A 24,543-nucleotide genomic window follows, 5' to 3' on the forward strand; every position below is an offset into this window, starting at 1 on the left:
GGAAGCCGCCAGGGGCGCGGGGTCCCCCAGCGCGAACAACCACAGCGAACCGTTGGACGGGAAAGCACGGCCGGGGGCACCCCGGAAGCCGCACCTCGGTCCACCTCAGGCGGAGCCGGGGACTCAGGCGAGCCGCGCCGGGAACCCACCCGTCGCAATGGGCCCCCACCGCTCCGGCGTGATCCGAATCAGGGACTTCCCCTGCCGCACCATCGCCTCGCGATACTCGTCCCAGTCCGGGTGCTCCCCGGAAATGTTGCGGAAGTACTCCACGAGCGGCTCGACCGACTCGGGAACGTCCAGCACCTCGGCGACGCCGTCGACCTGGACCCACGGCCCGTTCCACTCGTCCGACAGGACGATCACGCTGGCCCGCGGATCACGCCGCGCGTTCCGCGTCTTGGCCCGCTCGGGGTACGTCGAGACGACGATCCGCCCGGAGTCGTCGACGCCGCACGTCAGCGGGGAGCCCTGCGGTCGGCCGTCCGCCCGGGTGGTGAGCAGGATCGCCCGGTGCCGCGGCCGGACGAAGTCGAGGAGTGCGTCGAGGTCGACGCTCGTGTTCGTGGCGATGTTGGGAGCCATAACCGCACCCTACGTCCGCGCCCCCGCGCCACGGGGAAGGCACCGGCCCCCTCCGCCCCGCGCCAAGCGGACCCGCCCCGCGCCGAGCGGACCCGCCCCGCGCCGAGCGGACCCGCCCCGCGCCGAGCGGACCCGCCCCGCGCCGAGCGGACCCGCCCCGCGCCGAGCGGACCCGCACGAAGCGGACCGGTCCCACCGGAGCAAACGGAACCGCGCCACGCGAACCTCGCGCGGCGCGGTACGTACGGGCCCCGGCGGCCGGCCTCGGCCGTCCCCTGCCTCGGCTGCCGCCAGGACCCTCCTCCCGAACCGCCTGCCTGGACCTCTCCGCTGCGGGAACAGGCCGACGGCCGGGAATCCTTTACTTCTCGCCGACCGCCGCCCCCGCGACGTCATCGGCCGAACGGCCTGTACCCGCCGTGGCCTGCTGCAAACCGCTTCGGTTGTGCAAGGCAACTTCCTTGACGAACAGCACCAGCAGGAAGGCGATCAGCGCGAACGGGGCCGCGTAGAGGAACACGTCGCCGACTCCGTGCCCGTAGGCGCCCTCGACCACACCCCGCACCGGCGCGGGCAGCGTCGCCACGTCCGGGATGCCGCCCTCGGCGCCACCCGCGTTCTTCACGTGCAGGGCCGCCAGGCCCTGCGTGACGAAGTGGGTGACCCGGTTGCCGAGCACCGCGCCCAGCGCGCTGACGCCGATCGCGCCGCCCAGGGACCGGAAGAAGGTGACCAGGGAGCTGGCGGCGCCGAGGTCGGCCGCAGACACCTGGTTCTGCACGGCGAGCACCAGGTTCTGCATCATCATGCCGATGCCGAGGCCCAGCAGGGCCATGTAGACGGCGACTTCGGCGTACGGGGTGTTCGCGCGGATCATGCCCAGCGTGCCGGCGCCCGCGGTGACGAGCAGCCCGCCGCCCACCAGGAAGCCCTTCCACCGGCCGGTGCGGGTGATGACCCGTCCGCTGAACAGCGACGCCAGGAACAGCCCGGCGATCAGCGGGATGGTCATCAGCCCGGACATCGTCGGGGTCTTGCCGCGGGCCAGCTGGAAGTACTGGCTGAGGAAGACGGTGCCGGCGAACATCGCGACGCCGACGAACAGGCTGGCCAGCGAGGTCAGAGTGATGGTGGCGTTGCGGAACAGCCGCAGCGGCACGATCGGCTCGGCGGCGCGCGTCTCGATGAACAGGAAGATCGCGCCGAGCACCAGGGCCGCCGGCACCATCACGAAGGTCTGCCAGGACATCCAGGCGAAGTTCTGGCCGCCGAGCGAGACCCAGATCATCAGCAGCGACACGGCGGCGGTGATGAAGAACGCGCCGGCCCAGTCGATCTTCACCTGCCGCTTCACCACGGGCAGGTGCAGCGTCTTCTGCAGGACGATGAGCGCGATGACGGCGAACGGCACGCCGACGTAGAAGCACCAGCGCCAGCCGAGCGCCGAGTCGACGATGACGCCGCCGATCAGCGGGCCGCCGACGGTGGCGACCGCGAAGGCCGCGCCGAGGTAGCCGCTGTACCGGCCGCGCTGCCGCGGCGAGATCATCGCGGCCATGATCACCTGGGTGAGCGCGGACAGGCCGCCCGCGCCGACGCCCTGGACCAGGCGGCAGGCGATCAGCATGCCCGGGCTGGTCGAGAAGCCGGCCACGACCGAGCCGACCACGTAGATCACCAGCGCGAGCTGGATCAGCAGCTTCTTGCTGAACAGGTCGGAGAGCTTGCCCCAGATCGGGGTGGTCGCGGTGACCGCGAGGAGCGAGGCGGTGACGACCCAGGTGTACGCGCTCTGGCCACCACCGATGTCGGCGAGGATCCGTGGGAGCGCGTTGGAGACGATCGTGGACGACAGGATCGCCACGAAGAGTCCGAGGATGAGGCCGGACAGTGCCTCCATGATCTGCCGGTGCGACATGGGAGCGTCACCGGCGTGCGCCGGTGTCCCGCTCGGGTCGCTCTGGGTCCGTATCGACGCCACTGGCCTCGCACACCTCCATGTTAGTTGCCTAAAGCAACCGTAGGGGAAAATGCATGCATACGCCACTTGCTGTGGGTCCGCTGAGACGAACCCCACACCGGGTGGGGTTCGTCTCAGCGGGACGAGCCGGATGAGTCAGGACGAAAACGGTGCCGCGGGCTACGCTGCGGCGGCCGAGAGGGCCGCGACCTCCTCCGGGCCGAGCTTGAGCCCGGCGGCGGCGACCAGCGCCGGCAGCTGCTCCACCGTGCGGGCGCTGGCGATCGGCGCCACCACGGTCGGCTGGGCGGCGAGCCACGCCAGCGCCACCGTCGCCACCTCGGCGCCGTGCGCGGCGGCCACCTCGTCCAGCGCCGCCAGTACCTTCGGGCCCCGCTCCTGCTCCAGGTACGTCGCGGCCCGGTACTCCCGCGCGCTGCCGACGCTCGCGGCGCCCGGCCGGTACTTGCCGGTGAGGAAGCCGGCCGCCAGGCCGTAGTAAGGGGCCGCGGACAGGCCGCGGGCCGCGACCAGGTCGGCGAGCGGGCCCTCGTAGTGGCCGCGCTCGACCAGGTTGTAGTGCGGCTGGAGGATCTCGTAGCGGGTCAGGCCCTCGCGCTCGGCGAAGTCCAGGGACGCGGCCAGCCGCTCGGGCGAGATGTTCGAGGCGCCCAGCGCCCGCACCTTGCCCTCCTTCACCAGCGCGTCCAGGGCCGTGACGATCTCCTCGACCGGGGTGTCCAGGTCGTCGAAGTGCGAGTAGTAGAGGTCGATGTGGTCGGTGCCCAGGCGGCGCAGCGACGCCTCCGCGGCCTTCTTGATCGTCGCGGCCTTGAGGCCCTTGAAGTCCGGGTGGGCGCCCACCTTGGTGGCGACGATGACGTCGTCGCGTCTGCCGCGGCGGGCCAGCCAGCGCCCGATGACGGTCTCGGACTCGCCGCCGGAGTTGCCGTCGACCCAGGCCGAGTAGGTGTCCGCGGTATCGATGAAGTCGCCGCCGGCCGCCGTGTAGGCGTCGAGGACGGCGAAGGACTGGGCCTCGTCCGCCGTCCAGCCGAAGACGTTGCCGCCGAGGGCGAGGGGGAATACGTCGAGATCAGAGTTGCCGATGCGTGCCATGGGTCACCGCAACACCAGGGGGGTGCCGGGTATTCCGCTGACACGCTAGGGTCAGGCGGCATGGCGAACCACACCCCGAACCCTGACAACAACTACGACCCCGCGGGCAGCACGCAGATGTTTCGCGCCTTCGTGGATGAGCGGCCGGCGACTGCCGAGGTGCAGCGTGCGGAGTCCCGCAGCCGTACCGGACTGGTGATCGGCGTGGTCGTCGCGCTGGTCGTGATCATCGGAGTGGTCGCCCTCGCACTCAAGTAAGGCCCCGCCTCACCGCGAGCCGAGGCCGACCGCTCCTCGCCGTCGGCCTGCGCGTCAGCCCGTGCGTCCTTCGGTCGGTCTTTCTGCTCGTTCCCTTCGCGGTCGGCCTCGTTCCTCGACCGGCCACTCCGGGAGCTCGTGCGTCAGCCCTCCGAGGTGAGGCCCTCACGTAGTTGCGCCAGCGTGCGGGTCAGCAGGCGGGAGACGTGCATCTGGGAGATGCCGACCTCCTCGCCGATCTGCGACTGGGTCATGTTGGCGAAGAACCGCAGCATGATGATCTGCCGCTCGCGGGAGGGCAGTTGGGCCAGCAGCGGCTTGAGGGACTCGCGGTACTCCACGCCCTCCAGCGCGGTGTCCTCGTAGCCCAGCCGGTCGGCCAGCGAGCCCTCGCCGCCGTCGTCCTCCGGGGGCGGGGAGTCCAGCGAGCTGGCGGTGTAGGCGTTGCCGACGGCCAGGCCGTCCACCACGTCCTCCTCGGACACCCCCAGGCAGGTGGCCAGTTCGGCAACCGTCGGGGAGCGGTCGAGGCGCTGCGCCAGCTCGTCGCTCGCCTTGGTCAGTGCCAGCCGCAGCTCCTGCAGGCGCCGCGGCACCCGCACCGACCACGAGGTGTCGCGGAAGAAGCGCTTGACCTCGCCGACGATGGTGGGCATCGCGAACGTCGGGAACTCCACGCCGCGTTCGCAGTCGAACCGGTCGATCGCCTTGATCAGGCCGATGGTGCCGACCTGGACGATGTCCTCCATCGGCTCGTTCCGGCTGCGGAATCGGGCGGCGGCGTACCGCACAAGGGGCAGGTTCAGCTCGATCAGCGTGTCGCGCACGTAGGTGCGCTCCGGGCTGTCCACCGGCAGTTCCGCCAGCCGCAGGAACAGCGAACGGGACAGCGTACGGGTGTCGATGGCCTCGCCGTGAAGAGCGTCGTGCGGTGCGCTTGCGTCGGTACGGAGCACCTTGGGACTGCCCACCTGTACGGACATGCCACCCCCTTGAGGTCGCGGACGGGTGTCGCGAGCGACGGTTGTTCCTCCTCTGGAATACCGGAGGTCCGCCCGCGACAAACGCGGTATCCGCAGAATGTCACATGTCGGCAACACGCTGTAGCGCCATGTCGACATATCTTTGCAGGTGGCCTAATCCCGGAGGGCTACGATTCGAGCTGGTTTGCGGACCTCAGCCGGGCGAAGCTGCGGGAGAGCAGCCGGGACACGTGCATCTGGGAGACGCCGAGTTCGGCGCTGATCTGCGACTGCGTCAGGTTGCCGAAGTAGCGCAGCAGCAGGATCCGCCGCTCCCGCTCGGGGAGTTGGACCAGCAGATGGCGCACCAGGTCGCGGTGCTCGACGCCGGACAGCGCCGGATCCTCGTAGCCGAGCCGGTCCAGCAGGCCGGGGGCGCCGTCGCCTTCCTGGGCGGCCTCCAGTGAGGTGGCGTGGTACGCGCGGCCGGCCTCCAGGCAGGCGAGCACCTCGTCCTCGGACAGCTTCAGCCGCTCGGCGATCTCGGCGGTGGTGGGGGAGCGGCCGTGCAGCACGGTCAGGTCCTCGATGGCCCCGCTCACCTGGACCCACAGCTCGTGCAGCCGCCGCGGGACGTGCACGGTCCGCACGTTGTCCCTGAAGTAACGTTTGATCTCGCCGACCACGGTGGGCATCGCGAACGTCGGGAACTGCACGCCGCGCTCCGGATCGAACCGGTCGATGGCGTTGATCAGGCCGATGGTGCCGACCTGGACCACGTCCTCCATCGGCTCGTTGCGGCTGCGGAAGCGGGCCGCGGCGTAGCGCACCAGCGGCAGGTTGACCTCGATGAGTGCGGCCCGCACCCGGGCGTGCTCCGGCGTGCCCGGCTCCAACTCGGCGATCTGCTCGAAGAGCACCTGGGTCAGCGCCCGCGCGTCCGCCGCGTTGCTGTTCGGCGCCCGCGTCCTGCCACGCGGATAGGCTGTTGACGCCGTACGGGCCGACACCGGCACACCACACCCCTTATCGGTCCACGCGAGCCGAGCATCGGCGGCATCCGGGGCGCGCGCACGAGCGGTGGCGGCCCCCGCCGCGAAAGCCGGAGAAGCTGGCAAAAACTGGGAAAAGCAGACATAGCATCACAATTCATGTCCAGGTTGCGCAAGCACCGTATATTGCCGTGTTGTACGAACGCGGTCGCACGGGCGTACGGGTGCCGGGCGCACGACAAAGCCCCCGGCGCCGTGAGGCGCGGGGGGCGGGGTCGAACGGCGGACGTGCCGGGCGTGCCAGGAGGGGCGGCGGGCCGGCGGGGCGTCCCTCAGATCTCGTAGTCGGCGATCACCCAGGTGGCGAACTCGCCCCAGGGCGCGACGGCCTCCTGGTGCGCCGGGTGGGCGAGGTAGCGCTCCAGTGCGTCGGTGTCGGCGACGGAGGAGTTGATCGCGAAGTCGTAGGCGATCGGCCGCTCGGAGACGTTCCAGCCGCACTCCCAGGACACGACCTCGGAGATCCTGGCGCCCAGCTCGGCGAACGCCTTCGCGCCGGCGACGACCCGCGGCTCGTCGCGGTCGACGCCCTCGTTGAGCTTGAACAGCACCAGATGCCGGATCATGGAACCCCTTCCCACCTTTGCGGACTGGCCGGTCAGTTGGCCAGGTCGTGCATGAACTGCCCGATGCTCTTGGCAGCGTTGGATATGCCGACGAACCCCACCTGTACGAGGTCGGCTGCTCGGGCGGGCTGGTCGATGATCGTGTACAGGATGAAGAGCACCAGTGCATACATGGTGATCTTCTTGGCCTGTGCCATGTTCTCGCCCCTCCTCGGCCACGCGTCCGCGCCAGCGGTGACAAGTCTGCAATCGATGAAGTCTATCCACCGAACAGCGTAATCAGACGACCGGTCAGCCTCATCATGCTTAAAAACGATCGCAGTTGACCACCCCACCGAACCCGCCGCGCGGGGGCGCGGCGGTGCGTTCGGAGGGCGGGCGCGGCGGGGGGCCGGGCGGGTCTCAGGTGCGCAGGTCTGACAGGTGGCGGGTGAGGACGGCGCGGGCCTGGGCGGGGGTCAGCCGGGGCGGGTGGGCCAGGAGCTGGAGCACCATGCCGTCCAGCAGGGCGTGCAGCCGTGTCGTCTCCGTCGCCCGGGTGCGGCCCGCGCCGAGGGCGTCCAGCTCCTCCAGGGCGGCCACGGCGCTCTCCACCGAGTCGCGGATCAGGTCATCGACCTCGGCGCGGCGTCGGGCCGCCGAGGGGTCGCGGTGCGCGAGGGCGACCAGGGCGAACCAGGCCTCCGACTCCAGCCGGCGCTCGTCGTCCAGCGGCAGCAGCTGCTCCAGGTGGTCCTGGACCAGCTCGAGCGACAGCTCGCCGGCGGCCGCGTTGGCCCGGCCGATCCGCTCCCGTACCGCCTCCACCACGAAGTCGATGGCGAACAGCACCATCTGGGTCTTGTCCGGGAAGTAGTGCCGCAGCGCCCCGGCCGACCAGCCGGACTCCTGGGCCACCGAGCGGACGGTCACCGCGTCGAAGCCGTCGCGCAGCGCGACGCGCCACAGCGCGAGGGCCAGCTCCCCCCGTCGCCCCTCGTGATCCACGACCTTCGGCACCCGGCGATTATCACACACGCGTGTTACATTGATTTCGATACGTCCGTGTGAAAAAGAAGGGCGCACACCATGTACCGCTACCGCCGGGCTCCGTGGTGGATGTACCTCATCACGATCGCGGGCCTGAACATCGCGCGACAGATCGTCTTCCCGCCCGGCCGTGTCGGCACCGCGGCCACCGTCGGCCTGTTCTTCGCGGTGCTCGCCGCCAGCTTCCTCGTCGTCACCGCCGTACAGGCGCTCCGCGAGGGGTCCCGCGGGCAGGAGTGAGGGCCCGAGGGGACCGGGAGGCGAGGGCGACGGCCCGTCAGGAGCGCCCATACCGGCCGACTTGGGGCGGGAGCAGGGGCAGAAGCAGGAGCCGGAACGTCGACGGCGGCCCTACGAGAATTCGTAGGGCCGCCGTCGGTCCTGCTCAGAGCGGTAGCGGTGGGATTTGAACCCACGGAGGAGTTGCCCCCTCACACGCTTTCGAGGTCTGTGAGCGGGCGTACGGCGCAGGTCAGGGACGTACCTGCCTGCGATGGGAGTGGGCCCATGAACGGCGCTGAACGGCCGCGGACCGTGGTGAATGAGACCAGAACTGAGACCAGTAGCCGGGACTCTGACCTGCGGCGCCGGGTGTTCGCGGCGTGCGTAGGGCCCGGCCTATCCAGACCGGGCCCTACGCACGTACTGGTGCCCACGGCGACTCAAGGAGCCGCTACCAACGCCGGCCCCTGACGATTAACCAGGCCCGCGCGCCGCTGGTACAAGGCACCGGAGTTACGGTGCGGCAAGTCAACTGTCCGCACGTGCTCAAAGCCTTGAGACTCGTAGTACCGACCAAGTTTCGAGTTCGTCTTCCAGGCGTCGAGCCGGAGCCACTTCTTCCCGGCTATTTCGGCTCGCTCTGATGCCCAATCCAGAAGCGACGCTCCCAAAGATGTTCCCCTAGCGACGTCTAGCACAATGATGCGGTGGACATAGAGCGCATCACCAGGAACATCGCTCTCCGCCCAGAATTCGGGATCGGCGGACTCGTCGATCGATATAGTCCCGACGCATTCGCGCTCCCGGAAAACCAAGAACGCATTGCCAAGTCGAATATCTCGGCCAATCTTCACGGGGTCCGCGGGGTACTGCCACTGATCATAGCCGCGACTCTTTAGCCAAAATGATGCCTCAGCCCACATCTGCGCTATCACCGGAGCGTCTTCATCTCGGGCGGCCCGAATGGCCCACGCTTCGCCGTCACTGCTCATGGGTTCCCAATTCGTAGCGCAAGACGTTACGGTCAGTCGGCATTACGGTCACGGTGACACGCACAGGCCGATCTGTGGTGTAGCCGACGCGCATCCTTACCAGCAGAGGCACTCCAGGGTCCATAGACAAGAGGTCCGCTTGTTTGGGATTTGGCATGGTGGCTGATACGTCATCGACATACCTAACCTGCGCATGGCCAATTGTGGCCATGTAGGCAATTACGCCTTGTGGTATATCGGCAGGCTCGGCGATCGGAGTATCGCGAACCAATTCGTGAGGGTAGTACGAATCCTCGGTGGACCAAGGTTGTTCATCCACATAGCGAACCCGGCGCCGAACGAGAAGCAAGTCGCCTGGTTCAAGATTGAGCTTGTCGGCAATCAGCGGGTCAGCCTTTTCGATGCCGACAGTAATTTGCTGACTCGGATTTCTCCCCTGCTCGCGGATGTCCTGGACCCAAGCGTCCACACCTGCCGAAATACGGCGATCCTTCTCTTCGGATTTCGACGCATTGTAGACCAGTACGTCCTGCCGGTTAACGATGTAACCGCGACCCTGACTTGGAGAGATGAGCCCCTCAGAGACAAGCCTCTGGAGTCCCAGTCGGACGGTGTTGCGTGAGGCCGAGTAGGTCTCCGACAGGCTTCGCTCGCTGGGCATCGTGTCGCCCGGCTGGATCTCCGTGCCGATCTTGGCCCGCAGCTTGTCCGCGAGCTGCATGTACAGGGGTGTCTGTCCGGTCGCCATGCCGCACATGATGCCTCACGAACGGCACTGGTACCAACAACCTGAACCAATGTCCTTGACAGCCCCCCAGGGTGCGGGGCAGCATCCCTCTCAGGTGGTTGGTACCAGTAGAACCATCGGAACCACCAATCGGGTGGCCCTTCTTTGGGCTGCTCAGCGATGCCCGGAGGGCCCCGTGAGACGGGCTCGAAGGAAGCGCCGGTTCCTTGAGAACTCAATAGGTGGGCCCCGCCTCCCCGAGTCGAAAAGGCGGTTCGCGTGGCTTCTGAGCTGCGCGTTTGCAGACCTGTGCTGCATGTCGTCCATCGCGCCCGTTCGTGGCGGTGGTCGGCATGGGGCCGCAGGAAGCGACCTCAAACGAGTGCAGCGCCCGGGGTACGACCCGGGCGCTGCGGTACAGGCACCTGACTGGAGGACCTGTGATCGGCAGTTTGACAGAAGACGAGCGTCGGGAGCTCTCGGACAAGGTCCGGGAGGCCAACAAGCGCTCGGAGAACGGCGGTGGTCGCCGATGAGCACCACCGACACCGCGTGGCAGTTGCAGTCAGCCGCTGACTCCATGGCCGCTGCACTCACCTCGCAGGAACCGGCGCCGACCGGCGCGGATCTGACCTGGCAGCAGGAGCAGGCCCGCGGCGCGTACGAGGACGCCGCTCACCTGACGAACCAGCCGAAGGGCTGGTGACCGTGGGATGAGCGTCGTCGTGATCACGTCGTTCGGCTTCCTGCACGGGGAGCCGCCGGCCGCGCACCTCTCGATCGATCTGCGCGAGCACTTCCGGGACCCGCACGTCAGCCCGGAGTTGCGGTACATGACCGCGTTGGACGAACCGGTTCGCGCGGCGGTCCGGGCAACGCCCGGCATTGCCGCCCTGGTGGGCGTCGTGGCTGCGGCAGCGGACGCGTTCGCAGCGGGGCCCAGTGCGGTCCCGCTCGTCATCGCCGATGGCTGCGCCGGGGGCAGGCACCGCGCCCCCAGCTTCGCCATGGACCTGGCCGACCTGCTCACCATCGCCGGTCACACCGTCACCGTTCACCACCGCGACCTCGACAAGGACGTCGTAGACCGCTGAGTCGAAACCCCCCCCCGCGCGGGGGCGTCGACCGGAATTCGTCAACCGGTCCTGATGAGACAGACGAAACCGAGGAGGAATCGAATCATGGGGCGTTTCTTCAACAAGGGCGATCGTGTCTATGAGGTGACCAGTGGTCGTCAGGACCACGGAACGGTGACCAACGACACGAGGGGAACCGGCGCGAACGGCAACCAGGTGCAGGCCGACGTCCGGTTCGACAACGACGGTTCCGAGTGCGGCATGTACACGTACACGATCCGTCATTGCGACGACGGTCACTGAGCCGAAGCGCTGACCCACCGCCCCGGATCCGCCGTGAGGGTGCCCGATCGAATCGGGCCCGGGGTACCCCCCACTGCTGAACGGCTGACGGCCCCGGAGGTGCAACTCCGGGGCCGCCCTTTCGGGCCGTTCCCCACCGTCTAAGGAGAGTGCACGACCCATGAGAAGTATCGTCGCTGGTCACGTGGCCGCAAACGCCACTGAGTTCGTTGAGCTTGCCCTGGGTACCCCGCTGGACCTGTGGCTTGGCGTGGAGGGTGAGAGCGAGGAGGAGCGCGCCGCCCGCGAGGCTGCGGCCCGGGACATCCTCGCCGACGACCCGGGCCTGTACGACCGCACCACCGCGCTGGCCGTCGAGACGATCGGCCGCACGATGCCGGAGCTGCTGGACCTGGCCCCGGCCCGCCCCGCCGTTCCGGCCCGTCGCCGCCCGCGCGGAAGGCAGGTGGCGGCATGAGCATCACCGAGCGGGCCATCCTCGCGATGGACTGCCTGACCTGGTACCTGTTCGTGCACCCTGCGGGCCCCTGGCCCGCCCAGTGCCCGGAGTACCGGTGGGACGACGGCGCCGACATCCCCACCCCTGCGCAGCGCCGCGACGCGCTCGCCGAACTCGGCTACCAGCCCGCTCCCGGCGCCGAATGGGAGTGGGCCGAGCTGTTTCCCGACCCCGACTCTCCCCGTTGTGGGCCGGTGGCCCTGATCGCGGGGATCGACGTGCGCCACATGGGAGGTGAGCAGGAGTGAACCGCACTCGGAAGCCCTTCAAGCGCCTGCTGACCGTCGCCCCGGCCGTGGCCATGACCCTGGTGTCGATGGTGCTCACGCTGGCCGTGGTCGTGATGTGGCTCGGTCAGGCGATGCCGTGGCCGGTCGCTCTGGTCGTCGGTCTCGGTCTGGACGGGGGTTGGCTGGCGACGCTGGCCTACGAGCGGCGTCTTGCTGCGCAGGGCGACCACTCCACCCCGGTCACGGCGGTCGGCTGGTCGTTCGGCCTGCTCGCGACCGGTGTCCTGGTCGCTCACGCATTGCTCGCGGGAGCGCATGCGGGTGCGTGGCTGGCCGTGGCATGGCTGCCGATCGCAGCCAAAGCCCTGTGGCTTGTCCACAGCCTGTGGGAGCGCACCGCGCTCACCCCGACCGCGCTGGAGTCGATCCGCACGATCCAGCAGGACGCCCGCGATGTCGCGGCCGTCGCCCGGGCGAGGCTGCGGGCCGACGCCACCACCGAGGAGACCCGCCTCACCGCGGTGACCGAGGCCGGCGCCCGCGTCGCCCGGGTTCAAGCCGCTACCGCCGCCGCCCTGTCGGAGGCGTGGGCGGTGCTGAACAAGGCCCGTGAGGAAGAGAACACCGCGGCCGCGCTGGGCAGCGTGACGGGCCGTGCGACGCCCACGTCAGAGCCCCGTTGGGAGCTTCCGGTGTGGGGCCCGTTCGAGCCGATCGCCGCGCTGGACGCACCCGCCCTGTCGGATGACGACCTGGACGCGATCGTCGGCCAGATCCTCGCCTCCCAGACCCCGCCGCCCTCGTACCGCGAGGCCGCGACCCGGTTCCGCGCCGGGGGCCACAGCGCGTCTGAGACGCGGCTGCGGGCGTGCTGGAAGCGGCTGACCGCCGATGGCGCGACCGGCTGACCCCAACCCCGTTCCACCCCGACTGGAAGACCGGAGGCACAGACGTGTCCGAGATCAGCAAGGCTTCCGCCGACGCCGTGGAAGCCGCCCGGCAGGGCGAGCAGTTCGCGATGGTGCTCGCCGCGATCCAAGCCGCTCAAGCCGCCCAGCAGCCCGCGGCTCCACCGCCGGTCGTCGTCCAGCAGTCCGGCGCCGGACAGGCGGGTAAGTGGCTGGCCATCGCCGTGGGCGGCTCAATGCTCATGGTCACCGTGGCGTTCGCTGCGGTCGCCCTGGCCATCGCAGCCGCCTGCACCGCCCTGGTCGCCCTGGTCGTCTACGGCATCTACCGCGACATCCGCGGCACCGCCCGGAGGCGGTGACGTGTTCGCTGCCGGAGACCGCGTCCTGATCGTGGCCTGCGCGGATGACCCGCACGCGGTCGGCAGGACCGGTCGGATCGTCGATGAAGTCCCGCCCGGCCCTTTGACCGGCGGGCGGTGGACAGTGCACCGGATCGGCCCACTGATCGGGCCGGTCCTGTGCGCCACCAACGAACTCCGCAAGCTCTGACCGGGGAGGACCACCGTGATCCGCACCCACCGAGACGACCCGCCCTTGACTGCCGGGGAAGCCGCCAAGGTCGCCTGGCTGATCGCCCGCATGGCCAAACGCGGCGTGGCGGGCGAGGACGTTGACCAGCGCGACCTGCAACGCAAGCTCGATCGCATCCTCGACGGCGCGCGCAAGCGTGCCGAGAAGGCCGCCGCCGCGGCCAGCAAGTGACTTCGCCCCGGACCGGCCGCCTATCCGCCAAGACATCCGGCCGGTCCGGGCCCCGCACCTGAACTCAGAGAGCAGGGACCATCAGCATGACGGAGATCATCGACCTTGACGCGCGGCGGCCCCGACCCGCCCCCGACCTGACCAAGCGCACCCCCGAACCGGCTCCCGCCGACGACCCCGCGCCGCGCGTGCTGGAGGGCGTCGTCATCCCCTCCGGCATCCCGGGAATGGGCAAGGAAGGATGGGTCCGTGCCGCGCGTGCCGCGGGCCACCTCAAGCGTGCCGCGGGTGTGACGCTGCACGTCATCACCCACGACCACACCAAGACCGGCGTCCGCCTGGCCGCACGCCACACCGCCTACGTCCTGGGCGGGGTCCGCATCACTGCGAAGCGCGCCTGGGATGCGCGCACGGTCGCCCGGCATGAGCGGATGATGCGCGCCGCGGAGGCGGCCGGTCAGCATGAGGTGGCCCTGGAGTGGGCGCAGGCGGCAGCCAAGGCCCGGGAGGAGCGCCACAGGCGCCGGATGGAGCTGCTGACCGCCGGGCCGCGGATGGTGAAGTCCGCCGCGGTCGGCACCGTCGGCACCGCGGGCGGCCTGCTCGCGCTGGGCGTGGTGCTGGCCATCGCCGAGAAGCAGCCGGGCCTGACCATCGCCCCGATCATGTTCACCATCCACGCCATACAGACCCTGGTCTGGCTGGCGTCGATCGTGTGGGGACCTGCCACGTTCTTCGGCCCCTGGCTGGGACTGGCAGCGCTGTGGAACATCGGACGCAAGGGCCAGGCCGCACCTCAGTGGGCGCTGCCCGCCGACCAGCAGGAGCAGCGCGATGTGGTGCCGGATGAGGGCGCGATCCTGGACGCCCTGCGGCACCTGGGTATCGGCCCGCTGAACCAGGCGTTCAAGGCTGGTTGGCAGGCCCGATGGGTTCAGCCCACGACCCGGCTCGGGAACGGCTGGCACACCCAGTTGCAGCTCCCGATGGGCGTCACCGTCGAGATGATCAACAAGCACAAGGACGTGCTCGCCCACAACCTGCTGCGCCTGCCCGTGGAGGTGTGGCCGACCGAGCCCAGCACCGCGCCGGGCACCCTCGATCTGTGGGTGGCCGACCAGGGCAGCCTGTCGGGCAAGGTCCCGCCGTGGCCCCTACTCACCGAAGGGTCCGCGGACTACTTCAAGGGCGTGCCGGTCGGGATCTCCCAGCGCGGAGAGCCGGTGTTCGGCAAGCTCATGGCCAAGAACTACATGGTCGGCGGCATCATGGGCTCGGGTAAGTCGTCCCTGGTCGTGGCCCTGCTCCTGGGCGCGATGCTCGATCCGCTGGTCGAGATCGACGTGTACGTCATGGCCTACAACGTCGACTACGACCCGATGCGCGAGCGCCTGCGCACCCTGGTCAAGGGCGACGACGACGAGCAGGTCAAGGACGCGCTGGACGCGCTGCGGGACCTGCGCGACGAGGTCACCCGGCGCGGCAAGCTGCTCGAGGAGCTGGGAGGCGAGACCGCCAAGCTCACCCGGGAACTTGCCGAACGGGACCCGCGGATGCGCCCGCGCGTGGTGGTGTTCGATGAGTGCCACGAGCTGTTCGAGCACAAGAAGTACGGCCCGGAGGCCGCTGAGCTGGCCATCAAGGTGCTCAAGAAGGCCCGGAAAGTCGGCATCACGCTGGTGTTCGTCACCGTCTCCCCGACCGCGTCCAGCATCCCGAAGGACGTCACCCGCAACACCAACCAGCGGGTGGCGTTCGCGGTCGGCGACCACGTCGCCAACGACGGCCTGCTCGGCACCGGCAAGCACCGCGCCGGCATCACCGCCACCACCCTCAACCCCGCCGAGAACATCGGCACCGCACTGACCGTCGGGTTCACCCCCAACGCGTTCGAGCTGGTCCGCGCCTACTACGTCCGCAAGGACGCAGAGGTTGACCAGGTCGGCCCGGTCGTGGCGCGGGCGTTGGCGCTGCGCGAGGGCATCACGCCCGCGGCAGCGTCCGACGCTCCGGCCGGTGAGGAAGTGGACCACCTCGCCGACATCTTCGCGGTGCTCGGGCAGGCGGAGCGGATGCGCACGCAGGAGGTGCTGAACCGCCTCTCCGAGCGCAACGGCCGCGAGTACCGCGAGTGGACGTTCGCCGATCTGCGCGAGGTGCTCGCCCCCTCCGGTGCGGTCCGCAAGTCCGATGGCCGCATGGTCGTGGACCGCAATCGGGTCCGTGAGGCGCTGGACGACCGGGCCGAGGACACCGCCGAGAGTGACGCTGAGTGAAGGGAGGCAGTCAGGGAGGCAGGGAGTTCTCCCTGACCGCCTCCCTGACTCCGCCTCCCTGACCTGATCAGCACCAACACCCTCGCAGGGAGTCAGGGAGGCACCCCGCTCGGACCTGCGGAAACCCCGAAAACACGGGTTCCCGGGGTCCCTCATGCCTCCCTCCCTGTACGCACAGTCACCAAAGCGAGAAGGGAGAGCGTTCGTGCCTGCCCTGCCCGTCTACCCCTACCGCTGCGCCCCCGATGGGCTGCTGACCCGCCGCCAACTGCGCGCCGCGGGACTGCGGCCCGGGGGCGTCGATCCTGTCGCCGAGATCCGGTGGCGACGCGGACGGCGCTTCGCACTTCTCTACGACCGCACCCGAGCGCTTCCCGTTCGGCCGATGACCGCGGGCCGTTGGCGCTCCCACGCCGCGATGATGCGGGCCCGCCGCACCTGCCCCGCCTGCCGCCTCGATCGCGGCTACGTCATCCCACCCGCGCTGGGCTGCTGCTGGCCCTGTCACGACCCGCTCACCGTCGCCTAGGAGACCCCGCATGACCGAGACGTTCACGCCCACCCGCGACGAAATGGCAGCCGAGCGATACGGGCTGCTGCTGTGCGGACTCGGGGAGGACGACGACGAAGGCATGATCGCCGTTGGCTCCCTCGACACCCGCCGCGCGCTGGCCGCCTTCCACTGGTACACCCGCACCTACCTGCACGACCCCGTCTGCGACCCCCTGTTCGGCGACGCCCTCACCGACCTGCGCAACGACCTGCGCACCGGCCGCTGGACGCTCACCGCGCACCCCACCGTCTTCACCCGCGACGGACACGGCTGGATCGCCGACCCCGTCCCCGCCGGCACCCCCGGCGCGGTCCCCGCGGTGTGGCTTGGACCGCCCCTGACCCTCCCCGTCGCTCCCCGGTGTCCGGCCGCGCACCCCGACGACCCCACGCCCTGCATCGGCCCTGCGGTCGTCACGGTCCTGGACGCCACCAATGCCGGTGTGAGCGGCTGCGAGCACCACGCCGCGCGGCTGCTCGCCTCCCTGGACGGAGGGCGCGTCTACGCCCTGCCTGACGCCCCGGACGGCGCGGCCCTGCGGGTCTTCGCCGGCGCCGCCGACATCCGCCCGTTCGCCTGGACCACCGAGTACCCCTGCCCGGGAGTCGGCGAGTACGGCCACGGACTGACCGGCCGCGTCGTGCATTGGGGCTGCTGCCCCGCCTCTCGATGACCCCGCCAGCGAAAGAGTTCAGCGCTTCGGCCGATTGCCCAAGGCGATGACAAGCGGCACCCACGGCAGAAAGGCGGCCTGGAGCACGGACAGCCGTCCCCATGCCACAAGCCCAGCCCCAACCACCACGGCGGGCCCCAACATCAACACCCAATACCGCCAACCCGCCATATCCCCCCCTGTGAACGGAACGGCCGCTCCCTCTCGCCAAAGAAGCGCGGCCGCCCCGACACCAGCACCCCATCAAGGAACTGGAGAACTCCCAGCATGGCTCATCCCGACCGACCCGCGCTGCTGTGCGCAGCGTTAGCCGCCGCCGGGCGCGGCTGGCCCGTCATCCCGCTGCGCCCCGGCAGCAAGGTGCCCGCGCTGCACGGCGAGCGCCGCTGCCCCGGAACGGGGGACTGCCGAGGTGGTCACCGGACGTTCGAGCAGCGCGCCACAACCGACCCCGCCCGCATCGAGCGCTGCTGGGCAGCAGGGGCGTTCAACGTCGGTATCGCGACCGGCCCCGCCGGGCTGGTCGTGGTGGACCTGGACACGGTCAAGGCGACAGACGAGAAGGGCACGCCTGACGGCGCGACGAACTTCTCTGCGCTCTGCGAGCGCGCCGGACAGGCCGTCCCGGTCACCCGCACGATCCGGACCGCGAGCGGCGGCACGCACCTGTACTTCACCGCCCCGCCCGGCATTCGGCTGACCAACACCGCGGGCACCCTCGCCAAGAAGGTGGACACCCGCGCATGGGGCGGGCAAGTCGTCGCCCCCGGCAGTCGCGTCCCTGAGGGCCCGTATGCGGCCCTGTCGGATGCTCCCCCAACAAACCTACCCGGATGGCTCCAAAGCGCCCTGACGGCCCCTCAGAGGCCCGTGACGGGTTCGATCCGGCCCACACCGCCCCGCAACGCGCCCCGACTCGCCGTGGTGGTCCTCGATCGCGAGGTCACCGCAGTGCGCGGATCGAGTGAGGGCGGGCGGAACGCCGAACTGCTGCGCGCGGTGCGGGCGGTGGGCCGGTTCGTGGCGTGGGGAGACCTCGACCGCACCGCCGTTGAGGAGGCTTTTCAGGCGGGGGGCGAGTCGGCGGGACTGCCGGCATCCGAGTGCCGCGCCACCATCCGCAGCGCCCTGGACTGGTCCATCCGTACCGCTCGACCCCGGGAGACGGCATGAACCACACCGGATCCCCCCGCCTGAAAAGCCTCACCGACACCCCTGACCAGCCCAGCACCGCCACACCGGCCGCACCCGTCACGGTGGGTGGGGCGCCGAAGGTCGTCGCCGAAGGCGTCCTTTCATCCCTTCTCCCTGACCCGCGCCCGGCAGATGGGCGCCAGCCCATCGCGTGGTTGCACGTCGTCGCTCCGCCGAGCTGGAACACGATCCCGTGGGCCACCTCGGACTGCCTGTGCGGTCGGCACGTGGAAGCCTCCGGGCGCCGTGACGTGCTGGTCCTGATCGAGACCCACAACGCGCACCGCGAGGTGTGCCCGCTGCTCAACCCCGCACCGGAGAGGAGGCAGGCGGCATGAGCGAGAACGGCGCTGCCCTGCTGGACGAGGTGGAAGCCTTCCACCGTCGCTTCAACGTCTTTCCCCTGGAAGCCGCCTACGTCGCCGTGGCGCTGTGGGATGCCCACGCGCACCTGGTGGACGCGTTCGACTCCACACCGCGGATCGCGTTCTTGTCGCCCGAGCCGGGGTCGGGCAAGTCCCGGGCCCTGGAGGTGATGGAGACCCTGGTCCCGAACCGGATGATGGCCGCGAACGCCACGGCCAACGCCATGTTCCGGGCGGTGTCCGCGACCGAGACTCGCCCCACCATCCTGTTTGACGAGGTGGACGCCATCTTCGGCCCGCTGGCCGGAGGTGACGAGCAGCTCCGGGCGTTCATCAACGCTGGCCACCGGCGCGGTGCGTCCACGTGGCGGTGCGTCGGCGACGGATCGTCGCAGACTCCGACCGAGTTCCCGTCGTTCTGCGCGGTCGCTATGGCAGGACTCGGATCGCTGCCGGACACGATCCTGACCCGCTCGGTCATCGTGCGGATGCGCCGCCGGGCGCCCAACGAGGTGATCGAGCCGTGGCGCAAGCGGCTCAACGAACCCGAAGGCCACGCCCTGCGGGATCGGCTCGCGAAGTGGTCCGCGAGCGTCCGCGCGCAGGTGGACGGCGCCTTCCCGGAGATGCCGGAGGGCGTGACGGACCGGCCGGCAGACGTGTGGGAACCGCTGCTGGCGGTGGCCGATGCGGCAGGCGGGCATTGGCCGGCGCGGGCCCGCGTGGCCTGCCTGGAACTGGTCAAGGCCGCGAAGCAGAGCGACAAGGCCAGCATCGGCATCAAGCTGCTCACCGACCTACGGCTGATCTTCAACGGCTCCGAGCGGATGCCGACCGCGCACATCCTGGTCAGCCTCAACTCCCTGGACGACTCCCCGTGGGCCGACATCGGCGGTAAGCCGCTGGATGCCCGAGCGCTGGCCAAGCGGCTCGGGGAGTACGTCACCGCCGACAACGACCCGATCAAGGCCCGGAACATCAAGACCGGCGATGGGGTCGTCAAGGGCTACTACGCCAGCGACCTCCACGACGCATGGACCCGCTACTGCCCCCCTCTCCCTGAGAGTGCGCTACTTCCGCTACCTGCGCTACCGCGCAGGTCAGAGGCCCCGAGCAGGTAGCGGCACGCGCTCTCGTATCCGCTACCAGCGCCGCACATCCGCTACCGGTCGGGCCTCCGGCCGGTAGCGGCACATCCGCTACCCGCTACCCCATCCGCTACCACCCACAAGCCCCTGACCTGCGCGGTAGCGGAGGTAGCGGAAGTAGCGGATCCAGAGGAAGAGGGGCCCGAAGCCCCGCACCGCGAAGGAGTCGCAGTGACCACCGCCGTTGTCACCGAGTCCGCCACGAGCGCGGAACTCATCCTGCTCACCGTCGAAGAGGCTGCCCGTCGCCTCACGATCGGTCGGACCACCTGCTACAAGCTCATCCGCTCTGGCGCCCTGGAGTCGGTGCCCGTTGGGAGGCTGCGGCGCGTGCCCGCTGAGGCCATCCCGCAGTACGTCGCCCGGCTGCGTCAGGAGCACCGCGCGGCCTGAACCTCGCAACACCCGAGGTGGTGGCGTCTCCACGGGCGCCACCACCTCGGCTTTCGCCTGCCCACAATCTTGGAAGTGACCTGTGGAAGAGAAGCCGAAGCGCACCCGTCAGCCGAATGGCGCATCCACCATCTACCTCGGGAATGACGGCCGTTGGCACGGTCGGGTGACCGTTGGCGTGAAAGACGACGGCACCCCCGACCGGAGGCACGTATCCCGGAAAACCAAGCCCGAGATCCACAAGGCAGTGAAGGAGCTGGAGAAACTCCGGGATGCGGGCAGGATGCCCAAGCCCGGCAAGCCGTGGACGGTCAAGGCGTGGCTAGAGCACTGGGTGGAGAACATCGCCGAACCCGTGGTGAGCGTCAATACGATCGCGGGATACCGCGTCGCGGTGCGGGTCCACCTGTCGCCGGGCCTTGGCGCCCACCGCCTCGACAAGCTAGAGCCCGAGCACATCGAACGGTTCTACAAGAAGATGCGGGCCGCTGGGAGCAAGCCCGCGACGGTCCACCAGTCGCACCGGACCCTACGGGCGGCCCTCAACGAGGCCGTACGGCGCCGGCACATTCCGCAGAACCCGGCGCGCCTGGCCAAGGCTCCCACCGTCACCGAAGAGGAGGTGGAGCCCTACACGCTGGAGGAAATCACCCGGCTGCTGGAAGCGGCGGCCAGGCGACGCGATCCGGTGCGCTGGTATTTGGCGCTGGCCTTGGGCCTGCGGCAGGGCGAGGCGCTGGGACTCAAGTGGGCCGATGTGGACCTCACCACAGGCATTCTGAGGGTCCGTCGTAGTCGCCTGCGACCCAAGTACGAGCACGGATGCGCTGGGACCTGCGGGAAGACACACGGGGGGTACTGCCCCGAACGGCGGCCCATCCGACCAGCCACCAAGGACACCAAGTCTCGGGCCGGTCGTAGGCCCGTGGGACTGCCTCCGCAGATCGTGACGATGCTGGAGAAGCACCGGGTCGTCCAGCGTGGAGCGCAGAAGGCGGCACGGCAGCTCTGGACGGTCACGCACGAGGACGACGGTTGGGTGTTCACCGACGCCGTGGGCAAGCCGATCAACCCTCGGTTCGATTACGACGAGTGGAAGCGGCTCTTGGCGGATGCCAAGGTCCGGGACGGCAGGCTGCATGATGCTCGTCACACCGCGGCCACGGTGCTCTTCCTCCTGGGCATCTCCGACACTGCCGTCGACAAGGTGATGGGTTGGGAGCCCGGAGGAGCCATGCGGAGGCGTTACCAGCACGCCACAGATCCGGTACTGCAGAGCATCGCTGAGCGGGTCGGGAGCACACTGTGGGGCGCCGCGGCTGGGGAACCCGGAGACGAGGGCGACGGCTCGTCAGGCGCTCTCGTACCGGCCAACTGAGACCAGAACTGAGACCAGAATGCCGATGGGGCAACCGCCAAAAATGGCGGTTGCCCCATCGGTCCTGCTCAGAGCGGTAGCGGTGGGATTTGAACCCACGGAGGAGTTGCCCCCTCACACGCTTTCGAGGCGTGCTCCTTAGGCCGCTCGGACACGCTACCGAGAGAGATCCTAGCCCACGCGGGGCAGTGCTCAGAAATCGATTGTGCGGAAGAAGCGGGTAAGGACCGCCGAGGTCTCCTCCGGGAGGACTCCGGCGATCACTTCCGGGCGGTGGTTGAGGCGGCGGTCGCGGACCAGGTCCCACAGGGAACCGGCCGCTCCGGCCTTGGGATCGGCCGCGCCGTAGACCACCCGGTCCAGCCGGGACAGCACGATCGCGCCCGCGCACATCGTGCAGGGCTCCAGGGTGACCACCAGGGTGCAGCCGGTCAGCCGCCACCGCCCCAGTGCCGCGGCCGCGCGGCGGACCGCGAGGACCTCGGCGTGGGCCGTGGGATCCCCGGTGGCCTCGCGCTCGTTGCGGGCGCGCGCCAACACCTCGCCGTCCGGTCCCAGCACGACCGCGCCCACCGGTACGTCACCGGTGAGCGGGGCGTGCTCCGCCTCCGCCAGGGCGAGCCGCATCGCGGACGCCCAGGGGTCGCGGACGGGATCGGCCGGCGGGGTCGCCGTCAGCGGACCGCCTCCAGGACGTCGGCGCAGCCCAGGGCGTCGGCGATCTCGCCCAGGGCCTCCCCGGTCAGCGCACCGTCGCCGCTGAGCGCCAGCAGCTCCTTGGTGCTCATGCCGAGGTCGGCCAGCAGGCCGGTCTCGCCGAGCGGGCCCACCGGCACATGGTCCTCGGAAGGACCGGCGACGGCGTCCTCGTCGTCGTTGTCCTCGCCGTCCTCGGTTCCGTCGAGGTCGACCAGGTCGTCGAGGTCCTCCGGGTCGCGACCCAGCACCTCGTCGGTGAGCAGGATCTCCCCGTACGAGCTACGGGCGGCCGCCGCCGCGTCGGACACGTAGATCCTGGGATCGTCTTCACCGTCGAGCCGGATGACGCCGAACCAGGCGTCCTCCTGCTCGATGAAGACCAGGACCGTCTCATCCTCCTCGCCGGCCGCACGGGCCAGATCGCTCAGGTCGGCGAGGGTTTCCACATCGTCGAGATCGGGTTCGCTCGCTTGCCAACCGTCCTCGGTGCGCGCGAGCAGTGCGGCGAAGTACACCGTGACTCTCCCACTGGTCTCAGGCCGTCCGGACCGGGCAGGGCTGCTTGTTGTCGCTCATGAGGACTGTACTGCTCCGTGCCGTCGCAGCCTCATGTCGGTCCCACCCATCGGCATCGTGGCAGAAACAACGGCGATGCGAGAGGTCTTCGGCACCGCGACGTGCCAGTTCTTCGTCACCTTCGGGTAAATGCGTGATCTTGGCGGCCTGTTGCGGGCCGGTGGATCACCAGCGGAAGGTCCGCATCCGCATCTGCTGGCGCATGCGGTTCGCCCGGGCGCGCCGCGGCTGCACCCGCTCGCGCAGCGCCTTGGCCTCGTCCATCTCGCACAGGAAGACCGCCCGCTTCCTGCGGCGTTCCATCTCGCGGTCCTCGGCGTTGCGGTCCGTCGCGTCCGGCATCGTGGACTTCACCGTCCCCGTTTCGGTTCACCCGGGTGGCGCACCGGGCGTACCCGTCCAGTTTCCCCCGATCGGGCGGTTTACCCCAGCCGGGCCGCAGAAGGTGCGGAGGACGCCCCGGACGGGCCCGCGGGGAAGGTGCCAGGACACGCGGGCGGAGGGTCCCGATACAGTCGTCCCCATGCGTCTCCACGTTGTCGACCACCCCTTGGTCGCGCACAAGCTCACCACGCTGCGCGACGAGCGCACCGACTCGCCGACTTTCCGCCGCCTGGCGGACGAGCTGGTCACCCTGCTCGCCTACGAGGCCACCCGGGACGTCAGGACCGAGCAGGTCGACATCCGCACCCCCGTGGGGCCCACCACCGGCGTCCGGCTGTCCTACCCGCGCCCGCTGGTGGTGCCGATCCTGCGGGCCGGCCTGGGCATGCTGGACGGCATGGTGCGGCTGCTGCCGACCGCCGAGGTCGGCTTCCTGGGCATGGTCCGCGACGAGCAGACGCTGGCCGCCCAGACCTACGCCACCCGGATGCCCGACGACCTGTCCGGCAGGCAGGTGTACGTGGTCGACCCGATGCTGGCGACCGGCGGCACCCTGGTCGCGGCGATCCGGCTGCTCATCGAGCGCGGCGCGGACGACGTGACGGCGCTGTGCCTGCTGGCCGCGCCCGAGGGCGTCGAGCTGATGGAGCGCGAGCTGGCCGGGAAGCCGGTCACCGTGGTCACGGCAGCGGTCGACGAGCGGCTCAACGAGCAGGGGTTCATCGTCCCGGGCCTGGGCGACGCGGGCGACCGCCTCTACGGGACGGTCGGCTGAGGCCGGAACGCGCAGGGGGCCTCAGCCTGGAGGGCCGGCTGGGGCCGTCGGCAATCGCCTCCTGAGGCCGTCGGCGGCCTTCACCTGGGGCCGGCGGTGACAGGTCCGGCGAGGGGCTCCGGCCACGCGCCGGGAGGCTCTTCCGATGGCCCCGGCCCCCGCCCCAGGACGGCGGCCGGAGTTTCAGTCCTTCGGCCGTCAGCCCTTCGGCTTGGCCGCCGCCGTCGTCGGCACCGTGCAGACCGGCTTCGGGGGCGGCGGGTTCGCCGCGACGATCCGGGCCTTGGCGGCGTCCGCGGGCGTGGCCAGGACGCTGAAGCCGTCGCCGATCATCAGATCGACCGACGCGCCCTTGCGGGACGGGTCGATCTTCACCGTGGAGCCGGCGACCTGCGTACCGGCCTCGCGGGCCGCCGCCTCGCCGGCCGGACCGGCCACGACCAGCGCGGACTGCGTGACCTTCTTGTCGTACGGGGTCGGCGCGTTGCCGAACGTGCCGACCTTGAAGCCGCGCTTGGCGAGCTCGTCGGCGGTGGACTTCGCCAGGCCGCCGCGCGTGGTCGCGTTGAAGACGTTCAGGGTCACCCCGGCCGGCTGGGGCAGCGGGGCGAGCTTGGCGGTGCGGGTCGGGGTCGGCGCGGGCTTGCAGCTCGGGGTGCTCTGCGGCCCGGCGTTGGCCTTGGCGCCGCCGTCATCGCCGTTGAACACGTGGAAGAGCTGCAGGGCTCCCCAGCCGAACAGGCCCAGAACCACGACGGACGCCACCAGGCCCGCGACGATCCGGCCGCGCCGACGCGGTCGGCGCATGCGCGGGTAAGCGTTTCCCGTGATCCGGTACTTCCCGCCCATTCCGGAGGGGGTCAGCATGCTCATGAG

33 protein-coding genes, 1 tRNA gene and 1 other RNA gene are annotated in these 24,543 nt (G+C 70.0%); 20 read left to right on the forward strand and 15 right to left on the reverse strand.

All coding sequences use genetic code 11. The features are described 5' to 3' along the window. Positions 1-123: 123 nt before the first annotated feature. The 3 genes from ACH4TG_RS05725 to ACH4TG_RS05735 form a co-directional block, all read right to left on the reverse strand. Positions 124-585 (reverse strand): PPOX class F420-dependent oxidoreductase, encoded by a 462-nt coding sequence (locus tag ACH4TG_RS05725; protein ID WP_398240880.1) that lies wholly within the window; start codon positions 583-585, stop codon positions 124-126. Between the two features lie 361 nt (positions 586-946). After that, positions 947-2,503, reverse strand: coding sequence for an MDR family MFS transporter (locus ACH4TG_RS05730; protein ID WP_398240881.1), 1,557 nt, complete (start codon positions 2,501-2,503; stop codon positions 947-949). A gap of 222 nt (positions 2,504-2,725) precedes the next feature. Next, complete coding sequence (locus tag ACH4TG_RS05735) at positions 2,726-3,664, reverse strand: aldo/keto reductase (RefSeq protein ID WP_398240882.1); 939 nt, start codon at positions 3,662-3,664, stop codon at positions 2,726-2,728. 60 nt (positions 3,665-3,724) lie between these two features. On the opposite strand from ACH4TG_RS05735, the gene ACH4TG_RS05740 reads away from it, so the two are divergent. Further along, positions 3,725-3,922 carry a hypothetical protein gene (locus ACH4TG_RS05740; RefSeq protein WP_398240883.1) on the forward strand — a complete coding sequence of 66 codons (198 nt, stop codon included), beginning with the start codon at positions 3,725-3,727 and terminating at the stop codon, positions 3,920-3,922. Positions 3,923-4,065: 143 nt separating this feature from the next. Here the strand turns inward: ACH4TG_RS05740 and ACH4TG_RS05745 are convergent, their stop codons facing one another. The 5 genes from ACH4TG_RS05745 to ACH4TG_RS05765 all read right to left on the reverse strand — a co-directional run bounded on the left by ACH4TG_RS05745 (position 4,066) and on the right by ACH4TG_RS05765 (position 7,501). Next, positions 4,066-4,905, reverse strand: coding sequence for an RNA polymerase sigma factor SigF (locus ACH4TG_RS05745; RefSeq protein ID WP_398240884.1), 840 nt, complete (start codon positions 4,903-4,905; stop codon positions 4,066-4,068). A gap of 167 nt (positions 4,906-5,072) precedes the next feature. After that, entirely contained in the window at positions 5,073-5,900 is an 828-nt protein-coding gene (locus ACH4TG_RS05750; protein WP_398240885.1) for an RNA polymerase sigma factor SigF, read from the reverse strand. A 308-nt stretch (positions 5,901-6,208) separates the two neighbouring features. After that, positions 6,209-6,502, reverse strand: coding sequence for a Dabb family protein (locus tag ACH4TG_RS05755; protein WP_398240886.1), 294 nt, complete (start codon positions 6,500-6,502; stop codon positions 6,209-6,211). A gap of 32 nt (positions 6,503-6,534) precedes the next feature. Beyond that, a complete protein-coding gene (locus tag ACH4TG_RS05760) occupies positions 6,535-6,675 on the reverse strand; it encodes a hypothetical protein (protein WP_398241206.1) in 141 nt (46 codons plus the stop codon). A 229-nt stretch (positions 6,676-6,904) separates the two neighbouring features. After that, a complete protein-coding gene (locus tag ACH4TG_RS05765) occupies positions 6,905-7,501 on the reverse strand; it encodes a TetR/AcrR family transcriptional regulator (RefSeq protein WP_398240887.1) in 597 nt (198 codons plus the stop codon). Between the two features lie 69 nt (positions 7,502-7,570). Between ACH4TG_RS05765 and ACH4TG_RS05770 the strand changes: the two genes are divergently transcribed. After that, entirely contained in the window at positions 7,571-7,771 is a 201-nt protein-coding gene (locus ACH4TG_RS05770) for a hypothetical protein (RefSeq protein ID WP_398240888.1), read from the forward strand. Between the two features lie 422 nt (positions 7,772-8,193). Here the strand turns inward: ACH4TG_RS05770 and ACH4TG_RS05775 are convergent, their stop codons facing one another. Together ACH4TG_RS05775 and ACH4TG_RS05780 are read right to left on the reverse strand one after the other, a co-directional pair. Further along, positions 8,194-8,745: a GNAT family N-acetyltransferase gene (locus tag ACH4TG_RS05775; protein WP_398240889.1), complete on the reverse strand. Its 552-nt coding sequence runs from the start codon at positions 8,743-8,745 to the stop codon at positions 8,194-8,196. Beyond that, positions 8,735-9,493 carry a GntR family transcriptional regulator gene (locus ACH4TG_RS05780; RefSeq protein ID WP_398240890.1) on the reverse strand — a complete coding sequence of 253 codons (759 nt, stop codon included), beginning with the start codon at positions 9,491-9,493 and terminating at the stop codon, positions 8,735-8,737. Before ACH4TG_RS05780 ends, ACH4TG_RS05775 begins: the two co-directional genes overlap by 11 nt. A 511-nt stretch (positions 9,494-10,004) precedes the next feature. Between ACH4TG_RS05780 and ACH4TG_RS05785 the strand changes: the two genes are divergently transcribed. The 17 genes from ACH4TG_RS05785 (at position 10,005) to ACH4TG_RS05865 (ending at position 21,233) form a co-directional block, all read left to right on the forward strand. Beyond that, positions 10,005-10,178 (forward strand): hypothetical protein, encoded by a 174-nt coding sequence (locus tag ACH4TG_RS05785; protein WP_398240891.1) that lies wholly within the window; start codon positions 10,005-10,007, stop codon positions 10,176-10,178. Between the two features lie 7 nt (positions 10,179-10,185). Continuing rightward, positions 10,186-10,566: an ATPase gene (locus tag ACH4TG_RS05790; protein ID WP_398240892.1), complete on the forward strand. Its 381-nt coding sequence runs from the start codon at positions 10,186-10,188 to the stop codon at positions 10,564-10,566. Then, positions 10,566-10,635, forward strand: an RNA gene (locus ACH4TG_RS05795) — hammerhead ribozyme type II. The genes ACH4TG_RS05790 and ACH4TG_RS05795 overlap by 1 nt, the downstream gene beginning before the upstream one ends. A gap of 18 nt (positions 10,636-10,653) precedes the next feature. Next, positions 10,654-10,851, forward strand: a complete 198-nt coding sequence (locus tag ACH4TG_RS05800; RefSeq protein ID WP_398240893.1) for a hypothetical protein — start codon at positions 10,654-10,656, stop codon at positions 10,849-10,851. 160 nt (positions 10,852-11,011) lie between these two features. Next, positions 11,012-11,308, forward strand: coding sequence for a hypothetical protein (locus ACH4TG_RS05805; protein WP_398240894.1), 297 nt, complete (start codon positions 11,012-11,014; stop codon positions 11,306-11,308). Then, entirely contained in the window at positions 11,305-11,598 is a 294-nt protein-coding gene (locus ACH4TG_RS05810; protein WP_398240895.1) for a DUF6303 family protein, read from the forward strand. Before ACH4TG_RS05805 ends, ACH4TG_RS05810 begins: the two co-directional genes overlap by 4 nt. Before the next feature lie 53 nt (positions 11,599-11,651). Continuing rightward, positions 11,652-12,488: a protein spdB gene (locus ACH4TG_RS05815; protein WP_398241192.1), complete on the forward strand. Its 837-nt coding sequence runs from the start codon at positions 11,652-11,654 to the stop codon at positions 12,486-12,488. A 44-nt stretch (positions 12,489-12,532) separates the two neighbouring features. Beyond that, complete coding sequence (locus tag ACH4TG_RS05820) at positions 12,533-12,850, forward strand: hypothetical protein (RefSeq protein WP_398240896.1); 318 nt, start codon at positions 12,533-12,535, stop codon at positions 12,848-12,850. Positions 12,851-13,055: 205 nt separating this feature from the next. Further along, positions 13,056-13,253 carry a DUF6257 family protein gene (locus tag ACH4TG_RS05825; protein ID WP_398240897.1) on the forward strand — a complete coding sequence of 66 codons (198 nt, stop codon included), beginning with the start codon at positions 13,056-13,058 and terminating at the stop codon, positions 13,251-13,253. Between the two features lie 86 nt (positions 13,254-13,339). Next, positions 13,340-15,529 carry an FtsK/SpoIIIE domain-containing protein gene (locus ACH4TG_RS05830; protein WP_398240898.1) on the forward strand — a complete coding sequence of 730 codons (2,190 nt, stop codon included), beginning with the start codon at positions 13,340-13,342 and terminating at the stop codon, positions 15,527-15,529. Between the two features lie 205 nt (positions 15,530-15,734). After that, complete coding sequence (locus tag ACH4TG_RS05835; RefSeq protein ID WP_398240899.1) at positions 15,735-16,058, forward strand: RRQRL motif-containing zinc-binding protein; 324 nt, start codon at positions 15,735-15,737, stop codon at positions 16,056-16,058. Positions 16,059-16,068: 10 nt separating this feature from the next. Further along, on the forward strand, positions 16,069-16,755 hold the full coding sequence (locus tag ACH4TG_RS05840) for a hypothetical protein (RefSeq protein ID WP_398240900.1): 687 nt from the start codon (positions 16,069-16,071) through the stop codon (positions 16,753-16,755). A gap of 267 nt (positions 16,756-17,022) precedes the next feature. Then, the gene (locus tag ACH4TG_RS05845) at positions 17,023-17,928 is read left to right on the forward strand and encodes a bifunctional DNA primase/polymerase (RefSeq protein ID WP_398240901.1); all 906 of its coding nucleotides are present in this window, start codon (positions 17,023-17,025) and stop codon (positions 17,926-17,928) included. Further along, positions 17,925-18,287: a hypothetical protein gene (locus tag ACH4TG_RS05850; protein ID WP_398240902.1), complete on the forward strand. Its 363-nt coding sequence runs from the start codon at positions 17,925-17,927 to the stop codon at positions 18,285-18,287. Before ACH4TG_RS05845 ends, ACH4TG_RS05850 begins: the two co-directional genes overlap by 4 nt. Beyond that, a complete protein-coding gene (locus tag ACH4TG_RS05855) occupies positions 18,284-19,435 on the forward strand; it encodes a DUF3631 domain-containing protein (protein WP_398240903.1) in 1,152 nt (383 codons plus the stop codon). The genes ACH4TG_RS05850 and ACH4TG_RS05855 overlap by 4 nt, the downstream gene beginning before the upstream one ends. A 198-nt stretch (positions 19,436-19,633) precedes the next feature. Beyond that, on the forward strand, positions 19,634-19,855 hold the full coding sequence (locus tag ACH4TG_RS05860; RefSeq protein WP_398240904.1) for an excisionase family DNA-binding protein: 222 nt from the start codon (positions 19,634-19,636) through the stop codon (positions 19,853-19,855). A gap of 82 nt (positions 19,856-19,937) precedes the next feature. Next, positions 19,938-21,233, forward strand: a complete 1,296-nt coding sequence (locus tag ACH4TG_RS05865) for a tyrosine-type recombinase/integrase (RefSeq protein ID WP_398240905.1) — start codon at positions 19,938-19,940, stop codon at positions 21,231-21,233. Positions 21,234-21,307: 74 nt separating this feature from the next. Here the strand turns inward: ACH4TG_RS05865 and ACH4TG_RS05870 are convergent. From ACH4TG_RS05870 to ACH4TG_RS05885, 4 genes are all read right to left on the reverse strand, one after another. Further along, positions 21,308-21,394: transfer RNA gene (locus tag ACH4TG_RS05870), tRNA-Ser, on the reverse strand. A 31-nt stretch (positions 21,395-21,425) separates the two neighbouring features. Continuing rightward, positions 21,426-21,938 carry a nucleoside deaminase gene (locus ACH4TG_RS05875; RefSeq protein ID WP_398241193.1) on the reverse strand — a complete coding sequence of 171 codons (513 nt, stop codon included), beginning with the start codon at positions 21,936-21,938 and terminating at the stop codon, positions 21,426-21,428. Continuing rightward, positions 21,908-22,447 carry a hypothetical protein gene (locus tag ACH4TG_RS05880; protein WP_398240906.1) on the reverse strand — a complete coding sequence of 180 codons (540 nt, stop codon included), beginning with the start codon at positions 22,445-22,447 and terminating at the stop codon, positions 21,908-21,910. Before ACH4TG_RS05880 ends, ACH4TG_RS05875 begins: the two co-directional genes overlap by 31 nt. Before the next feature lie 226 nt (positions 22,448-22,673). Continuing rightward, complete coding sequence (locus ACH4TG_RS05885) at positions 22,674-22,850, reverse strand: hypothetical protein (protein WP_398240907.1); 177 nt, start codon at positions 22,848-22,850, stop codon at positions 22,674-22,676. Positions 22,851-23,031: 181 nt separating this feature from the next. Here ACH4TG_RS05885 and upp point away from each other — a divergent pair, with 181 nt between their 5' ends. Further along, entirely contained in the window at positions 23,032-23,667 is a 636-nt protein-coding gene (upp, locus tag ACH4TG_RS05890; protein ID WP_398240908.1) for a uracil phosphoribosyltransferase, read from the forward strand. A 198-nt stretch (positions 23,668-23,865) separates the two neighbouring features. Here upp and ACH4TG_RS05895 read toward each other — a convergent pair whose 3' ends face one another. Next, positions 23,866-24,540, reverse strand: coding sequence for a LytR C-terminal domain-containing protein (locus ACH4TG_RS05895; RefSeq protein ID WP_398240909.1), 675 nt, complete (start codon positions 24,538-24,540; stop codon positions 23,866-23,868). Between the last annotated feature and the right edge of the window lie 3 nt (positions 24,541-24,543).

The organism is Streptomyces sp. NPDC020917 (assembly GCF_044333795.1).
Lineage (GTDB): Bacteria > Actinomycetota > Actinomycetes > Streptomycetales > Streptomycetaceae > Actinacidiphila.

Coding starts and splice junctions, on each gene's coding strand:
- ACH4TG_RS05725 (WP_398240880.1), bottom strand. CDS start 585: ATGGCTCCCAACATCGCCACGAACACGAGCGTCGACCTCGACGCACTC.
- ACH4TG_RS05730 (WP_398240881.1), bottom strand. CDS start 2,503: ATGTCGCACCGGCAGATCATGGAGGCACTGTCCGGCCTCATCCTCGGA.
- ACH4TG_RS05735 (WP_398240882.1), bottom strand. CDS start 3,664: ATGGCACGCATCGGCAACTCTGATCTCGACGTATTCCCCCTCGCCCTC.
- ACH4TG_RS05740 (WP_398240883.1), top strand. CDS start 3,725: ATGGCGAACCACACCCCGAACCCTGACAACAACTACGACCCCGCGGGC.
- ACH4TG_RS05745 (WP_398240884.1), bottom strand. CDS start 4,905: ATGTCCGTACAGGTGGGCAGTCCCAAGGTGCTCCGTACCGACGCAAGC.
- ACH4TG_RS05755 (WP_398240886.1), bottom strand. CDS start 6,502: ATGATCCGGCATCTGGTGCTGTTCAAGCTCAACGAGGGCGTCGACCGC.
- ACH4TG_RS05760 (WP_398241206.1), bottom strand. CDS start 6,675: ATGTATGCACTGGTGCTCTTCATCCTGTACACGATCATCGACCAGCCC.
- ACH4TG_RS05770 (WP_398240888.1), top strand. CDS start 7,571: ATGTACCGCTACCGCCGGGCTCCGTGGTGGATGTACCTCATCACGATC.
- ACH4TG_RS05775 (WP_398240889.1), bottom strand. CDS start 8,745: ATGAGCAGTGACGGCGAAGCGTGGGCCATTCGGGCCGCCCGAGATGAA.
- ACH4TG_RS05780 (WP_398240890.1), bottom strand. CDS start 9,493: ATGGCGACCGGACAGACACCCCTGTACATGCAGCTCGCGGACAAGCTG.
- ACH4TG_RS05785 (WP_398240891.1), top strand. CDS start 10,005: ATGAGCACCACCGACACCGCGTGGCAGTTGCAGTCAGCCGCTGACTCC.
- ACH4TG_RS05790 (WP_398240892.1), top strand. CDS start 10,186: ATGAGCGTCGTCGTGATCACGTCGTTCGGCTTCCTGCACGGGGAGCCG.
- ACH4TG_RS05800 (WP_398240893.1), top strand. CDS start 10,654: ATGGGGCGTTTCTTCAACAAGGGCGATCGTGTCTATGAGGTGACCAGT.
- ACH4TG_RS05805 (WP_398240894.1), top strand. CDS start 11,012: ATGAGAAGTATCGTCGCTGGTCACGTGGCCGCAAACGCCACTGAGTTC.
- ACH4TG_RS05810 (WP_398240895.1), top strand. CDS start 11,305: ATGAGCATCACCGAGCGGGCCATCCTCGCGATGGACTGCCTGACCTGG.
- ACH4TG_RS05815 (WP_398241192.1), top strand. CDS start 11,652: ATGACCCTGGTGTCGATGGTGCTCACGCTGGCCGTGGTCGTGATGTGG.
- ACH4TG_RS05830 (WP_398240898.1), top strand. CDS start 13,340: ATGACGGAGATCATCGACCTTGACGCGCGGCGGCCCCGACCCGCCCCC.
- ACH4TG_RS05840 (WP_398240900.1), top strand. CDS start 16,069: ATGACCGAGACGTTCACGCCCACCCGCGACGAAATGGCAGCCGAGCGA.
- ACH4TG_RS05845 (WP_398240901.1), top strand. CDS start 17,023: ATGGCTCATCCCGACCGACCCGCGCTGCTGTGCGCAGCGTTAGCCGCC.
- ACH4TG_RS05850 (WP_398240902.1), top strand. CDS start 17,925: ATGAACCACACCGGATCCCCCCGCCTGAAAAGCCTCACCGACACCCCT.
- ACH4TG_RS05855 (WP_398240903.1), top strand. CDS start 18,284: ATGAGCGAGAACGGCGCTGCCCTGCTGGACGAGGTGGAAGCCTTCCAC.
- ACH4TG_RS05885 (WP_398240907.1), bottom strand. CDS start 22,850: ATGCCGGACGCGACGGACCGCAACGCCGAGGACCGCGAGATGGAACGC.
- upp (WP_398240908.1), top strand. CDS start 23,032: ATGCGTCTCCACGTTGTCGACCACCCCTTGGTCGCGCACAAGCTCACC.
- ACH4TG_RS05895 (WP_398240909.1), bottom strand. CDS start 24,540: ATGAGCATGCTGACCCCCTCCGGAATGGGCGGGAAGTACCGGATCACG.